At 72.9% G+C, this 14,675-nt stretch carries 11 protein-coding genes; 1 reads left to right on the top strand and 10 read right to left on the bottom strand.

Annotated elements, in window-relative coordinates; all coding sequences use genetic code 11:
• Positions 1 to 127: 127 nt before the first annotated feature.
• The 3 genes from ABZ493_RS18260 to ABZ493_RS18270 all read right to left on the bottom strand — a co-directional run bounded on the left by ABZ493_RS18260 (position 128) and on the right by ABZ493_RS18270 (position 3,627).
• On the bottom strand, positions 128 to 2,674 hold the full coding sequence (locus ABZ493_RS18260; RefSeq protein WP_430583545.1) for a heavy metal translocating P-type ATPase: 2,547 nt from the start codon (positions 2,672 to 2,674) through the stop codon (positions 128 to 130).
• A gap of 188 nt (positions 2,675 to 2,862) precedes the next feature.
• Positions 2,863 to 3,240 (bottom strand): heavy-metal-associated domain-containing protein, encoded by a 378-nt coding sequence (locus ABZ493_RS18265; RefSeq protein WP_430583546.1) that lies wholly within the window; start codon positions 3,238 to 3,240, stop codon positions 2,863 to 2,865.
• A 42-nt stretch (positions 3,241 to 3,282) separates the two neighbouring features.
• Positions 3,283 to 3,627 carry a metal-sensitive transcriptional regulator gene (locus ABZ493_RS18270; RefSeq protein ID WP_430553503.1) on the bottom strand — a complete coding sequence of 115 codons (345 nt, stop codon included), beginning with the start codon at positions 3,625 to 3,627 and terminating at the stop codon, positions 3,283 to 3,285.
• A gap of 241 nt (positions 3,628 to 3,868) precedes the next feature.
• Between ABZ493_RS18270 and ABZ493_RS18275 the strand changes: the two genes are divergently transcribed.
• On the top strand, positions 3,869 to 4,615 hold the full coding sequence (locus tag ABZ493_RS18275) for a class I SAM-dependent methyltransferase (RefSeq protein ID WP_430583547.1): 747 nt from the start codon (positions 3,869 to 3,871) through the stop codon (positions 4,613 to 4,615).
• A gap of 94 nt (positions 4,616 to 4,709) precedes the next feature.
• Here the strand turns inward: ABZ493_RS18275 and ABZ493_RS18280 are convergent, their stop codons facing one another.
• The 7 genes from ABZ493_RS18280 to ABZ493_RS18310 form a co-directional block, all read right to left on the bottom strand.
• Positions 4,710 to 6,995, bottom strand: a complete 2,286-nt coding sequence (locus ABZ493_RS18280; protein ID WP_430583548.1) for a glycoside hydrolase family 3 N-terminal domain-containing protein — start codon at positions 6,993 to 6,995, stop codon at positions 4,710 to 4,712.
• Positions 6,996 to 7,102: 107 nt separating this feature from the next.
• Positions 7,103 to 8,278 (bottom strand): family 1 glycosylhydrolase, encoded by a 1,176-nt coding sequence (locus tag ABZ493_RS18285; RefSeq protein ID WP_430583549.1) that lies wholly within the window; start codon positions 8,276 to 8,278, stop codon positions 7,103 to 7,105.
• 51 nt (positions 8,279 to 8,329) lie between these two features.
• On the bottom strand, positions 8,330 to 9,247 hold the full coding sequence (locus ABZ493_RS18290; protein ID WP_430583550.1) for an alpha/beta hydrolase: 918 nt from the start codon (positions 9,245 to 9,247) through the stop codon (positions 8,330 to 8,332).
• Positions 9,244 to 10,917, bottom strand: a complete 1,674-nt coding sequence (locus tag ABZ493_RS18295; protein ID WP_430583551.1) for an ABC transporter ATP-binding protein — start codon at positions 10,915 to 10,917, stop codon at positions 9,244 to 9,246. Before ABZ493_RS18295 ends, ABZ493_RS18290 begins: the two co-directional genes overlap by 4 nt.
• Complete coding sequence (locus tag ABZ493_RS18300) at positions 10,914 to 11,882, bottom strand: ABC transporter permease (protein ID WP_430583552.1); 969 nt, start codon at positions 11,880 to 11,882, stop codon at positions 10,914 to 10,916. The genes ABZ493_RS18295 and ABZ493_RS18300 overlap by 4 nt, the downstream gene beginning before the upstream one ends.
• A 5-nt stretch (positions 11,883 to 11,887) precedes the next feature.
• Positions 11,888 to 12,868: an ABC transporter permease gene (locus ABZ493_RS18305; RefSeq protein ID WP_430583553.1), complete on the bottom strand. Its 981-nt coding sequence runs from the start codon at positions 12,866 to 12,868 to the stop codon at positions 11,888 to 11,890.
• 84 nt (positions 12,869 to 12,952) lie between these two features.
• Positions 12,953 to 14,614, bottom strand: coding sequence for an ABC transporter substrate-binding protein (locus ABZ493_RS18310; RefSeq protein WP_430583554.1), 1,662 nt, complete (start codon positions 14,612 to 14,614; stop codon positions 12,953 to 12,955).
• Positions 14,615 to 14,675: the final 61 nt, after the last annotated feature.

The raw sequence follows: 14,675 nt of genomic DNA on the forward strand, positions 1-14,675 counted from the left end.
GACGAGGAGCTCGACCAGGACGGCACGGACTCCGCCTCCGCCGCCTGACGCTGTGAGCGCGATTTCGGGGACTATTCGTGACCGAATAGTCCCCGAAATCGCGCTCACAACACACCGTGGTGCGGAGTCAGCCGGCGTGGCGCAGGCGCAGCGAGTTGCCGACGACGATGACGGACGACGCCGCCATGGCCGCCCCGGCGATCATCGGGTTGAGCAGCCCCGCGGCGGCGAGCGGGATGGCCGCCACGTTGTAGGCAAAGGCCCAGAACAGGTTCTGCTTGATCACGCGCAGCGTGCCGCGGGAGAGCCGGACGGCGGCGGGGGCGGAGCGCAGATCGCCGCGCACGAGCGTGATGTCGCTCGCCTCGATCGCGACGTCGGTGCCCGTGCCCATCGCGAGCCCCAGGTCCGCGGTCGCGAGGGCGGCGGCGTCGTTCACGCCGTCGCCGACCATCGCCACGACCCGGCCCTCCGACCGCAGCCGCGTCACGACCGCCGACTTGTCCTGCGGCAGCACGCGGGCGATGACGTCCTCGTCCGCGATGCCGACCTCGCGGGCGGCGACGCGGGCCGCGCCCTCGCCGTCGCCGGTGAGCAGCACGGGCCGCAGGCCGAGGTCGCGCAGCTCGCGCACGGCCTCGGCGGACGTCGCCTTGACCGGGTCGCGCAGCACGACGACGCCGCGGGCGGCGCCGTCCCACGCGACGACGACGGCGCTCGCGCCGGTGGCCTCGGCGTCGTCGAACGCGGCCGCCAGTCCGTCCGTGCCGCCGCCGTCGATCGCGACGCCCTGCCCGGCCAGCCACGACGGCTGCCCGACGAGCACCCGCCGGGCGTTGAGCCCGCCGTCCACGGCGAGCCCGGCGAGGCCGGAGTGCGCCCGTCGCACGACCGCCTCGACCCCGCCGCCCGGCGTCGCGCGGAATTCGAACGCCTGCAGCGCGCCGATCCCGACGCCGTCGGCCCCCGTCGCACCCGACCTGTCAGAGCCAGGTCGGGCCATACCCCCGTGTGGCTCTGACAACTCGGCGGCTGCGGCCGCGACGGCGTGCGCGATGGGGTGCTCGCTGAGGGCCTCGACGGCGCCGGCGTACGCCAGCACCTCCCGCTCCCGCGAGTTGTCAGAATCACGAGGGGCCATACCCCGCTGTGGCTCTGACAAGTCCGGGACGAGCACGCGCTCCACCTGCATGCGGCCCTCGGTGACGGTGCCGGTCTTGTCGAGCACGACGGTGTCGACTCGGCGCGTGGACTCCAGGATCTCCGGGCCCTTGATGAGGATGCCGAGCTGCGCGCCGCGGCCGGTGCCGACCAGCAGCGCGGTGGGCGTCGCGAGGCCGAGGGCGCAGGGGCACGCGATGATCAGCACCGCGACGGCGGCGGTGAACGCGAGCTGCACGTCCGCGCCGGCCAGCAGCCAGCCCACCAGGGTGAGCACCGACAGTCCGATGACGATCGGCACGAAGACGGCGGAGATGCGGTCGGCGAGCCGGGCCACGGGGGCCTTGCCGGTCTGCGCCTGCGACACGAGCCGCCCGATCTGCGCGAGCGTCGTCTCCTCGCCCACGCGCGTCGCGCGCACCAGCAGGTGGCCGGACGTGTTGACGGTCGCCCCGGTGACCGCGTCGCCGGGGCCGACGTCGACGGGCACCGGCTCGCCCGTGAGCAGCGACGTGTCGACGGCGCTCGCGCCCTCGACCACCTCGCCGTCGGTGGCGACCTTCTCGCCCGGCCGCACGACGAACACGTCGCCGACGGCGAGGTCCGTGACGGGGACGCGCTCGGTGACGCGTCCGCCGTCGGGCCCGGTCAGCGGCGTGCCGGTCGCGGCGAGCCGTACGCGCTCGGCGTCCTTCGCGCCCAGCTCCAGCAGGGAGCGCAGGGCGTCGCCGGCGCGACGGCGGGAGCGGTGCTCGGCGTACCGGCCGGCGAGCAGGAAGGTCGTGACGACGGCCGCGACCTCGAAGTACAGCTCGGGCACGCCGCCGGACTCGGACGGGATCAGCGACGGCCGCATCCGCATCCCGAGCTCGCCCGTGCCGCCGAGCGTGAGGGCCCACAGCGACCACACGGTCGCGGCGATCACGCCGAGCGAGACCAGCGTGTCCATCGTGGACGCGCCGTGCCGGGCGGCCCGCGCCGCGGCGGTGTGGAACGGCCACGCGCCCCACGTCACGACCGGCAGCGCGGCGGCGGCGACCACCCACTGCCAGCCCGTGAACTGCAGCGCAGGGATCATCGACAGCGCCACCACCGGCACGGTGAGCACCGCGGACGCGGCGAGCCGGCGGCGCAGGTCTGCGCCGCGTGCGTCGACCGGGGCCGACGTGTCAGACGTGTCAGACGTGTGGTGCACCGGGGTTCGCTGCGCGTCGGACACGTCGAGGGCGGGCGGGGCGACGTCGCGGCGGCCGGTGACGCGGGCGCCGTAGCCGGCCTTCTCGACGGCCTCGACCAGCGCGGCGTCGTCGACGGGCGCGGTGAGCTCGACGTGCGCGCTCTCGAGCGGCAGGTTCACGGTGGCGGTGACGCCGTCGACGCGGTTGAGCCGCTTCTCGACGCGTGCCACGCACGACGCGCAGGTCATGCCCTCGATGGCGAGGTCGATCTCCAGGATCGGAGGGCCGGCGGCGGGCCCCGCCGGGTCGACCGGCGAGGACGTGGGGGTGCTCATGGGGTGACTCCCTGAGGTGCTGGGTGGAGGTCACCCGCGACGACCCGGGGCGGCGGGGTCGCGGTGGGGGCGCCGGTCGGGTCGACGGCGGCGCGGCGCGGAGGGCCTGGGTCGCGGCGGCTCCGGGTGGTGGAGCCGGCGACGGTTCGGCAGGCGGTCCGCGGGTGGTGGCTCCGGGGAGCGGGGACTCAGGCGCGCGGGGGCACGGCCAGGTCGTAGGTCTTCTGCGCGGGCGCTGCGTCGGCGGACGCCTCGCCGGTGCCGCATCCGCAGGCGCAGTTGTGCGCCTCCTGGCGGGCAGGCGCCTGCGCGGCCTGCTGGGCGGCGAGCGCGTCCTGCTGGACGACGACGGACTCGACCTCGTAGCCGGCCTCGTCGACCGCCTCGCGCAGCGCCGCCTCGTCGAGCGGCGCGTCGGAGAAGACGGCGACGTCGGAGGTGCCGCCGACGTGCAGCTCGACGCTCACGTCCTCGACGCCGGCGACGGCGGAGAGGTCCTTGGTGACGTGCGCGACGCAGTTGCCGCAGGTCATGCCGGTGACGCCCAGGGTGGTGACGGTGCTCATGCGGGGCTCCTTCATCGAGGTGGATCAGCAGTGGAGGGGGGATCAGGACCGGACCAGCCGGCCGATGGCGTCGGCGGCCTCCTTGACCTTCGCGGCGCCCTCGGCCTCCGAGGCGCGGGCGGCGTCGACGACGCAGTGGCCCAGGTGGTCCTCGACGAGGCCGATGGACACGGCCTGCAGGGCCTTGGTCACGGCGGACACCTGGGTGAGGATGTCGATGCAGTAGACGTCCTCGTCGATCATCCGGGCGATGCCGCGCACCTGGCCCTCGATGCGGCGCATCCTCTTGAGGTACGCCTCCTTGTCGGAGGCGTAGCCGTGCGGGCCGTCGTGCGGGTGGCCGCCGTCGGTCGCAAGGTCGGGGAGGGGCGTGCCGGTGTCGGTCATGACCTCACCATACCCCCAGGGGGTAACGGTGGCAACGGGTGGCCGGGCGAGCGGACAAAAGCCGTGGCATCCCGACCGCGCCGACACTAGGGTCACCGGTGGCTCGCACGGAGCCGCCCGGTCGCGCCGTCGAGCGGGAGACCCAGGAAGGTTCGATGCCGGATGACGGTCCTTGCGCCCAGCGAGCGGCCTGCCCGCTCCCACGCGCACACCCGTTGGAACCCGTGCAAGGAGCACCACCGTGTTCGATCTTCGAATCTTCTCCATCCGTGAGTCCCGCCATCGCATCCACAACCCCCTGACCGAGCGGCAGCTCGCCGAGTTCGGCGCCTCGCTCGACCTCCCGGCCGGGACGAGCGTCCTCGATCTCGCCTGCGGGTCGGGGGAGCTGCTGTCCAGCTGGGCGCGTGACCACCAGGTCACCGGGCTGGGCGTGGACCTCAACCCGGACTTCGTCGCCCACGCCCGGGCGCGTGCCGACGAGCTCGGCGTGAGCGACGCCGTGCGGTTCGTCGAGGCGGACGCCTCCGGCTACGTCGTCGACGAGCCCGTGGACGTCGCGGCCTGCGTGGGCGCGACCTGGATCGGCGGCGGGGTGCCTGGCACCCTCGACCTCCTGCGCCGGAGCCTCGCGCCCGGCGGCATGCTGCTGGTCGGGGAGCCGTACTGGCGCACCGTGCCGGCCACCCCGGAGATCCTGGCCGGCTGCGGGGCGCAGTCCGTCGACGACTACCTGACCCTGCCCGGGCTGCTGGAGTCGTTCGGCGACCAGGGCTACGACGTCGTGGAGATGGTCTGCGCGACCGAGGAGTCGTGGGACCGGTACATGGCGCCGCAGTGGCTGAGCATGCGTCGCTGGGCGGACAGCCACCCTGACGACGAGCTGCACGACGAGGTCCGCCGCCTGCTGGCGACCGAGCCGCAGCAGTACGCGGCCTGCACCCGCGCCCACTACGGGTGGGGCGTGTTCGCGCTGATCGCGCGCTAGCACCCGGTCGACGGACGGGCGGTGGGCAGGACGTCCTGCCCACCGCCCGTCGCTCTCGGCGGCGCCGGGGGTCGCGCCGGGGATCGACCGGAGGTCAGCGGACCCGGAACGGCGCGACCAGGAGGTCCTCGCGCCGCGAGCTGGGGCCCACCAGCAGCTCGAACTCGCCCGGCTCGACGACGCGGCGGCCGGCGGCGTCGACGATCGTGCAGCCGGCGGCGGGCACCTCGACCTCGACGACGACGCTCTCGCCGGGCTCCAGCGGCACACGGCGGAAGGTCTTCAGCTCCCGGTCAGCCCAGGTCACCGAGGTGACGCGGTCGCTCACGTAGACCTGCACGGTCTCCACCGCCGGCCGGGCCCCGGTGTTGGCGACGGTGACGCGACCCCGCACCACGCCGTCGGACGCGACGTCGGCGGCGTCCAGCTCCAGGCCGGAGTACTCGACCGTCGTGTACGAGCGCCCCTCGCCGAACACGTACGGTGGCCGCTGCGTGAGGTCGGCGTACCGCGTGCCGTGCTGGCCGCGCACCTGGTGGTAGAACACCGGCTGCTGCCCGGCGTGCAGGGCGTAGGAGATCGGCAGACGGCCGGTGGGCTCGACGAGCCCGAGCAGCAGCTCCGCCACGGCCCGGCCGCCGCGCATCCCCGGGTTGGCGGCGTGCACCAGCGCGGCGGCACGGCCCACGGCCTCGGGCAGCACGAGCGGCTTCGAGGCGACCAGCACGACGACGACGGGCGTACCCGTCGCGACCAGCCGCTCCAGCAGCTCGACCTGCCCGCCCTGCAGCTCCAAGGTCGCGGTGGACTTGCCCTCGCCGGCCAGCGCGACCTCGTCGCCCAGCACGGCGACGACGACGTCCGCGGCGCGGGCCGCGTCCTCCGCCTCGGCGAGCAGCACCGGGTCGGACGGCGCGGGCAGGGCCGCCGGCGGGCGCGGCTGGCCGTCGGGGAAGTGCGTGCCGTCGGGGTCCGGTCCCAGCTCGACGATGTCGGCGCCGCGGGCGTAGGTCACCTCCCACGACGGGGGCGCGACGGCGCGCAGCCCGTCCAGCACCGTCTCGGTCAGCTCGCGCGGGTGCCCGTCGCGGATCCAGCTCACCTGGCCCGACGCGCCCGCCCAGTCGCCGAGCTGGGCGTGGGGGTCGTCGGCGTTCGGCCCGACGACGGCGACGCGCAGCGGCGCGGCACCGGTCGGGGCGCTCGCGCGCCCGTCGTCGTCCGCCACGAGGCCGCCCGCGAGCGGCAGCGTGCCGTCGTTCTCCAGCAGCACGAGGGAGCCGCGCGCGACGTCGAGGGCGAGGTCGCGGTGCTCGGCGGAGCCGACGACGGCCTCGATGCGGTCGGCTACCGGGGCGCGCGGGTCCTCGAACAGCCCGAGGTCCACCTTGAGGCGCAGGATGCGTCGCACCGCGTCGTCGAGCCGCGCCTCGTCGATGCGCCCGTCGGCGACGGCCTCCTGCGCGCCCTCGAAGAACCGTGGCGTCGCCATGATGACGTCGTTCCCGGCGTCGACGGCGGCCGCCGAGGCGTGGGCGTGGTCGGGGCTGACGAACTGCTCCCACACCATGCGGCCCACGTTGTCCCAGTCGGTGACGAGGGTGCCGTCGAAGCCCCACTCGTCCTTGAGCACGCCCTGCAGCAGCCAGCGGCTCGTGGTGATGGGCACGCCGTCGATGGCCTGGTAGCCGATCATCACGGTGCGCACGCCCTCGCGGACGACACGCTCGAACGGAGGCAGGAACCAGGAGCGGAGCTTGCGCGGCGTGAGGTCGGCCTCCGTGGCGTCGCGGCCGCCCTGCGTCTCGGAGTAGCCGGCGAAGTGCTTCGCCGTCGCGAGCACCGCCGTCGGGTCGGTGAGCCCCTCGCCCTGGTAGCCGCGCACCATCGCGGCGCCCAGCTCGCCGATGAGGTACGGGTCCTCGCCGAACGTCTCGTTCACGCGGCCCCAGCGCAGGTCGCGGGTCGCGCACAGCACGGGGGAGAACGTCCAGTGCAGGCCCGTCGCCGACGCCTCGACCGCCGTCGCGCGCGCCGCCTTCTCCACCACGTCGAGGTCCCACGTCGCCGCCATCCCCAGCTGGCTGGGGAAGACCGTGGCGCCGGGGAAGAAGCCGTGCCCGTGGATCGCGTCGTCCGCCACAAGCAGCGGGATGCCCAGGCGCGTGCCGCGCGCGAGCTCGATCGCCTCCACGACGCGCGAGGGCGACGCGTGCAGGATCGAGCCCGCCAGCCGCTCGGCGACGATCTCGTCGAGGTCGTCCATCGCGTTGAGCTGCAGCATCTGCCCCACCTTCTCGGGCAGCGTCATGCGGCGCAGCAGGTCCTCCACCCGCTCGGCGGGGGACAGGGACGGGTCGCGGTACGGCTGGTCGGTCATGGGTTCACGGTCCTCGATCGGTGCGGAGACGGCGAGATCGAGGCAACCGCCGCGAGATCGACCTTCGGTGGGTCGACCTCGCGGCGGATACCTCGATCTCGGGGCGGTCAGCGGACGGTGAGGCCGTTCGCCTGCGCGACGGAGCCGAGCCAGCCGAGCGACGGCTTCGCGCGGCGCTCGAACGTCTCCTTGTCGAACTCGACCAGGCCGAACGTCGGGCGGAACCCGGAGGCCCACTCGTAGTTGTCCAGCAGGCTCCAGTGCAGGTAGCCGCGCACGTCGACGCCGTCCTCGATGGCCGAGTGCAGGCCGGCCAGCGCGCCCTCGGTGTAGTCGATGCGACGCGCGTCGTCCTGCGTGGCCATGCCGTTCTCGGTGACGAAGACCGGCACACCCTCGGTCTTCTCCCACGCGGAGCGGACGCCGTGCTCGAGGGCGAGGGGGTAGAACTCCCACCCGGTGAGCGTGGTCTCGACGCCCTCGGGCACCTGGCGCGGGCCGTCGGGGCCGATGATGGTGCGGGTGTAGGCCTGGACGCCCACCCAGTCGTCGCCGCGGGCGGCCTCGAGGTACCAGTCGTCGCGCTGGTGGCCGTACTCGTGGGCCACGTCCTCGCAGCCCGGCTCGGGCTGGAAGTCCTGGGTGGCGACGGTCCAGCCCGAGTTGATGCCGCCCACGCCGGCGAGGATCTCGCGCGACCGGGTGTGGCACTCGAGCAGCGTGTCCGCGACCTGCAGGTCGGGCGCGGGCAGGCCGTAGGCGACCAGGTTGGCCGGGTCCTCGCCGCCCGCGATCATCGCGGCGATGTTCGGCTCGTTGATGGTGCAGACGTAGTCGACGTCGTTCCCGAGGATCGGCAGGGCGAGCTCGGTGAAGCGGGCGAAGCGGTCGGCCGCCTTCGGGGAGCGCCACATGCCCTCCTCGTAGAACCACCGCGGCACCGTGAAGTGCATGAGCGTGACCATCGGGGTGATGCCGAGCTCGAGGCACGTCTCCACCATGCGGCGGTAGTGCGCGATCTCGGCGCGGGAGACGAAGCCCTCCTCGGGCTCGATCCGCGCCCACTCGATGGAGAAGCGGTACGTGTCGAGGCCGGCGTCGCGCAGGAGGGTCATGTCCTCGCGGTAGCGGTGGTAGCTGTCCGCGGCGTCGCCGCTGGGCTCGACGATCGAGGTGCCGGCGGCGTGCTCGCGCACCCACCAGTCGCTGGAGACGTTGTTGCCCTCGATCTGGTGGGCCGCGGTGGCGGCGCCCCAGCGGAAGCCCTCGGGGAAGTGCAGCACGGGATGGTCCTTACGTTGTGGTGCGGAGTTCGGGGGAGCGAGCTCAGCGGCTCAGCGGGAGGTGGTCCAGAAGTCGGCCAGGAGGTCCGCCGTCGCGGCGGGGTTCTCGACGTTGGGGAGATGACCGGCGTCGGCGATCACCTCGTAGCGGGCGCCGAGCCGCTCGGCCATGGCGCGCTGCCACGGCTGCGGCCACGCGGCGTCGTCCACGCCGTGCGCGACCAGCACCGGCAGACCGGTGGCGGACACGTCGGGCGTGACGTCGCGGACGTCGGCGAGGACGTCGATCGCGCCCAGCAGGTTGTCCGTGCTGGTCGCGACCGAGCGGTCGCGGTGGAAGCGGGCGTCGACGTCGAGGGCGGCCAGAGCGGCCGGGTCCTCGGACAGGCGCCGGGCCAGCCCGGGGTTGTCGAGCGTCCACAGGTCGACGAGCCCGGCGGCGGCGAGCAGCCGGTCGCGCTCGGCGTCCTTGCGCCCCGGCCAGCCGTGCGGGCCGGAGCAGAGCATCGTGAGGCTCGCGAACGGCGCGGCGTCGCGCACGGCCGTGGCGGCCGCGACCGTGCCGCCGAAGCTGTGGCCCAGCAGGTGCAGGTCGCCGGCCCGGATGCCGGCGGCCGCGGTCACCACGGCGGCGACGTCGAGCGCGTCGCCCGTGAAGTCGTCGCGGCGGTAGGCGCCCACCCCGCGCGGCGCGACCGAGTCGGCCTGCCCGCGCTGGGAGTACGTCCATGCCTCGACCCCGCGCTCGGCCAGCAGCGGCAGCAGCAGCCGGTGGTCCTCCCGCGACCCGGTGAACCCGGGGACCAGCACCGCGACGGCGCGACGCTCCACGCCGTCCGGCACGACCGACCGCAGTGCGGTCAGCGGACCCACCGGCACGTCCAGCACCAGCGGCTCGACGCCGTTCGGCAGCGGCAGCACCGAGAACGGCGCCCCGGGCCGGACGGCCGTCGGGGCGGGCGCCGTCACGACGCCTCACCGTCCGCGAAGCGCCGTGCCGGCTGCGGGATCGCGTCCAGCAGCTGGGTCGTGTACGCGTCCTCGGGGAACCGCAGCACCTGCGTGGTGCCGCCGGACTCCACGACCTGGCCGTGGTGCAGCACCATGATCTGGTCGGTGACGACGCGCGCGGACAGCAGGTCGTGCGTGATGTACAGCAGCGAGACGCCCAGGTCGGCGCGCAGGTCCTCCAGCAGGCTGAGCACGCCGGCGCGCAGCGACACGTCGAGCATGGAGACCGGCTCGTCGGCGATGAGCACCTGCGGGTTCGACGCCAGGGCGCGCGCCACGACGACGCGCTGGCGCTGCCCGCCGGAGAGCTGGTGCGGCAGCTTGGCCGCGTACTGCTCGACGGGCGTGAGGCCCACGGTCTCGAGCAGCTCCAGCACGCGCTCGCGCGCCGCCTCGCCCTTGAGCCCGGTGAAGTTCTCCACCGGCCGCGTGAGCGTGTACTCCACGGTGTGCAGCGGGTTGAGCGCCGAGTACGGGTCCTGGAAGACCATCTGGACGTCCGCGTGCAGCGTCTTGAGCTGGCGGCGGCGCAGCCGGTCGACCCGCAGGTCGCCGAACGTCACCGTGCCCGACGTCGGCCGCTCCACGCCCGTGACCATCTTGGCGATGGTCGACTTGCCGGAGCCCGACTGGCCGACCAGCGCCATCGCAGCGCCCGGCTCCAGCCGGAACGAGACGTCGTCGACGGCGGTGACGGCCTGCTCGCCGCGGCGCGGCGGCGGGTACACCTTCGACACGTGGTCGACGACGATCGCGTCGTGGGCGGCGGCGCGCTCGGGGTGCGCCGCGCCGTCGCGCCCTTCCTGCGGCGCCTTGCGCTCGAAGCCCGGCAGCTCGACGACCTCGGCGCGCGGGTCGGCGTAGTGGCTCAGCAGCATCTGCGTGTACGGGTGCGCGGGCGCGGAGAAGATCTGCCGCGACGCGCCGTCCTCGACGATCTCGCCGTCGTGCATGACGACGACGCGCTCCGCGGACTCCAGCACCACGCCGAGGTCGTGCGAGATGAGCACGGCGGTGAAGCCCTCCGCGGCCTGCAGCTCGCGGATGGTGTCCATGACGGCGTGCTGCACGAGCACGTCGAGCGCCGTCGTCGGCTCGTCGAACACCATGAGGCGCGGCTCGAGCGACAGGGCCAGCGCGATCGACACGCGCTGGCGCATGCCGCCGGACAGCTCGCCGGGGTAGCGGTCGAGCACCGTGGACGGCAGCTGCACCTTGTCGAGCAGCTCGACGGCGCGCTGGCGCCGCTTCGCCTTCGGCACGTGGCCGTGCGCGGCGAAGATGTCGCCGAAGTGGTGCGCGATGGTGCGCACCGGGTTGAGCGCGTTCATGCCCGACTGGAGCACCATCGCGAACCCGCCGCGGCGCTGCACGCGCAGCTCCTCGGCGTCCAGGTGCGCGATGTCGGTGCCGTCGAACACGATGCGGCCGGCGGAGATGCGCGCCGGGGCCTTGGCGAGGCGGGTGACGGCGAAGCCGAGCGTCGACTTGCCGGAGCCGGACTCGCCGACCAGGCCCACGAACTCGCCCTGCTCCAGGGTGAGGTTCGCGTTCTTGACGGCGTGCGTCGGGACGGCCCCGCGGGGCTCGTAGACGACGGACAGGTCCTGGATCTCGAGCAGGCTCATCGGCCGGTCCCTTCCCGCAGGCGCGGGTTGGACAACCCGTCGACGCCGAAGTTCACGAGGGTCATGGAGGTCGCCAGGAGCGCGATGCACAGACCCGGGGCGAACAGGAGGATCCACTGGCCGGTGAGGATCGCCATCGAGTTCTGGGCCCAGAAGATCATCGAGCCCCAGCTCACGGTGGCCATGTCGCCCAGGCCGAGGAACGACAGGCCGGACTCGGCGAGCACCGCCGACGTCGCGGCGCCGAAGAACGACCCCGCGATCATCGAGGTCATGTTCGGCAGGATCTCGCGGAAGATGACGCGGGCCGAGCTCTCGCCCGAGAAGATCGCCGCCGTGACGAAGTCGCGCGAGCGCAGCGACTGCGTCTGCGAGCGCAGCACGCGGGCGCCCCACGCCCAGCCGGTGATGACGACGACCAGGATGATCATCGGCAGCCCGCCGTTCTGCAGGTACGCCGCGATGATGATCATCAGCGGCAGGCCCGGCATCACGAGGAACAGGTTGACGAGGAAGTTGACGACGTCGTTGCCCCAGCCGCGCAGGTAGCCCCACGACAGGCCGATGACGACGGCGACGACGGTCGACAGGCCGCCGGCGACGAAGCCGACGAGCAGGGAGACGCGGGCGCCGTAGATCACCTGGGACAGCACGTCCTCGCCGGCGCCGGTGGTGCCGAGCCAGTGCGCGGCGCTGCCGGGCTCGTTGCGGCCGAACGAGTCGTCGTGCGGGGAGTACGGCGCCAGCAGCGGCGCGAAGACCGCCATGAGGACGAACAGGCCCAGGATGACGAGCCCCACGCGGGCCTTGGGGTTGGCCCAGACGGTGGCGAACGCGCGGCCGAGCACCTGGCCGGTGCGGCCGAGGCGGGTGCGGGCGGGCCGCTGCGGTCCGCGGGCCGCCTCGGGGGCGGGACCCTCGGGGTCCGGGATCGTCGCGGTGCTGGTGGTGGTCGGGTCAGCCATCGGGGTCACCGCCTCGTTCGGGGGTCGAGGACGCCGTAGAGGATCTCCACCAGGAAGTTCGCGAGCAGCACGCTCACGGTGATCATGAGGAAGAGGGCCTGCATCAGCGGGAAGTCCTGGTTGGTGACGGCGTTGAACAGCAGGTAGCCGACGCCGGGGTACGCGAACACCTGCTCGACGAGCAGGGAGCCGCCGACGACGCCGCCGAGCGCCATGCCGAACCCGGTGAGGTTGGGCAGGATCGCGTTGCGGGCGGCGTAGCGGATCGCGACCGTGCGGCCGCGCAGGCCGTTGGCCTCGGCGAACGTCACGTAGTCGTCGCCGAGCGTGTTGATCATCGTGTTGCGCATGCCGAGGATCCAGCCGCCGAGCGACGTGATGAGGATCGTGATCGCGGGCAGGGCCGCGTGGTACAGCACGTCGCCGAGGAACTCCCACGACAGGTTCGGCACCGCGGTGGCGGAGTAGGCGCCCGAGGTGGGGAACCAGCCGAGCACGTAGCCCAGGAAGAAGACGATCAGCAGCGCGGTCCAGAAGTAGGGGAACGCGGAGAGGAAGCTGCCGGCCACCGTGGGCAGGGAGTCCATCCAGGTGCCGCGCTTCCAGGCCGCCCCGATGCCGATCAGGGTGCCGAGCACGAACGCCACGACGGTGACGGCGCCGACCATGATCAGCGTCCAGGGCAGGGCACCGGCGACGAGCTCGGAGACCTGCTGCGGGAAGAAGGTGTAGGACACCCCGAAGTCGAGGTGGATGACGTTGTTCAGGTACGTGACGTACTGGTCCCAGATGCTGCCGCCGGGCACGCCGAGCTGGGCCTCGATCGCCGCCTGCACCGACGGCGTCACGGGGCCGTTCTGGGCGAGCTTGGCGATGGCCGCGTCAGCGGGGGAGCCGGGCATGAGGCGCGGGATGACGAAGTTCAGCGTCACCGCCGCCCACAGCGTGAGGACCAGCAGGCCGAGCTTGCGGAGCGCGTAGCGCAACGGAGCCTCCGGGTCGGTGGTCGGGTGGTCGGGCGGGCGCGGCCCGGCGCCGTCGGGTGGGGACGACGCCGGGCCGCGGTGAGGTCAGCCCTGGGCGGGCTTGAGGTGCGTGAGGATCAGCAGCGGGGTGGAGTCCCACGTCTTCGGCGAGGCGTAGGGGTCGTCCGCGCTGGGCCAGCCGGTGAAGTTCTTGTTCGAGAACAGGCCCCACGAGCCGCCGTAGAACAGGGCGATCATCGGCAGCTGCTCGTAGGTGATCTGCTCCAGCTGGTGCGTGATCTCGAGCTGCTCGGCCTCGTCGGTGGTCACCTTGAGCTCGGCGAGCAGGTCGTCGGCCTCCTTCGACTCGAAGCGACCGAAGTTGCCGGCGGAGGTCTTGCCGACGGGCAGCAGGAACTCCGAGCCCATGAGGCCGTTGTAGTCCTGGAACGGCTGCCCGGTGCCGCCGACGGTGCCCATGATCATGTCGAAGTCGCCCGTGCGGAGCTCCTTCTGGTACGCGGCGGCCTGCGGCTGCACGACGGTGACGTCGATGCCGATCGCGGTGAGCTGGCCCTTGACCTGCTCCACGCCCTGCAGCCAGTCGGACCAGCCGTTCGGGGTGGTGATCGTGATCTTCAGCGGCTTGCCGGACGAGTCGACGAGCTTGTCGCCCTTCTTCGTGTACCCGGCCTTCTCGAACGCGGCGAGGGCGGCGTCGGTGTCCTGGTCGACGTAGCCCTGGTTCGGGATCGACGTGTCGAGGATGGCCTCCTGGTTGGGCAGCATGAGGCCGGTCTGGCTGGCCCGGTCGACGTAGCCCTGCTCGGCCTTGTCGGCGATGACCTGCTTGTCGAGGGCCAGCGCGACGCCCTGGCGGAAGTTGACGTCGTTGTACGGCGCCTTCGTCATGTTCGGGATGAGCGAGATGGCCGCGCCCGCCGGGAACCAGTACGTGTTGTTCTCGGGGTCGGCCTTGACCCAGGTGTCCTCGACGTCGCTCATGAACGCGTAGGCCCAGTCGTAGCCGTTGTTGACGATGTCCAGCTCGGAGTTGGCGGCGGGCTGCACCAGCTCCTCGACGGCCACCTTGTCCGCCTGCCAGTACTTCTCGTTCTTCTTCAGCGTGTACTGGTTCGGCGTGAACTCGCCGAGCGTGTAGGGGCCGGACCCGACGGGCTCCTCGTTGGTCCAGGTGACAGGGTCCTCGACCTCGGACCAGATGTGCTCCGGCACGATGAGCTGCTGGGCAAGGATCTTCGCGGCGGGGACGTCCTCGGTCTGCAGGTGCATGACGACGGTCTTGCCGTCCACCTCGACCGACTTCAGGTGCGACCACGCGCCCTTGAGGTCCATCTCGGGGTGCTTCTTGACGAGGTCGAAGGAGTACTTGACGTCCTCGGCGGTGAGGGGCTCGCCGTCGGACCACGTCACGCCGTCGCGCATGGTGAAGACGACGGTCTTGGCGTCGGGCTGCTCGTACCCCGTGGCCAGCCAGGGGGTCTCCTCGCCGCTCATCTCGTTGATGATGACCAGCGGCTCGTACAGGTACGACGTCGTGTTCCGCTTGCCGGACGAGTACGGGTTGAAGTTCCGGTCGAACGTCGGCGAGCCGTTGTCGGCCGCGATGAGCATCGACGTCGCGCCGCCGGCGGCGCCGTCGTCACCCTTGTTCTGCACCGGTGCCGAGCAGGCCGCCGTGGCCAGCACCGCGACGGTGGCCGCGATGGCGGCCAGGCGCCGCCCCGAGCGCGCTGTGCGCGTCATGGACATCCACTCCTCTTCGTCGAGGCCTCTCCTGTGAGGGCCCGCGCACGCCGGGGTCGGC

It is taken from the genome of Isoptericola sp. NPDC019482, from assembly GCF_040632295.1.
In the GTDB taxonomy this organism is placed as follows: Bacteria; Actinomycetota; Actinomycetes; order Actinomycetales; family Cellulomonadaceae; genus Isoptericola.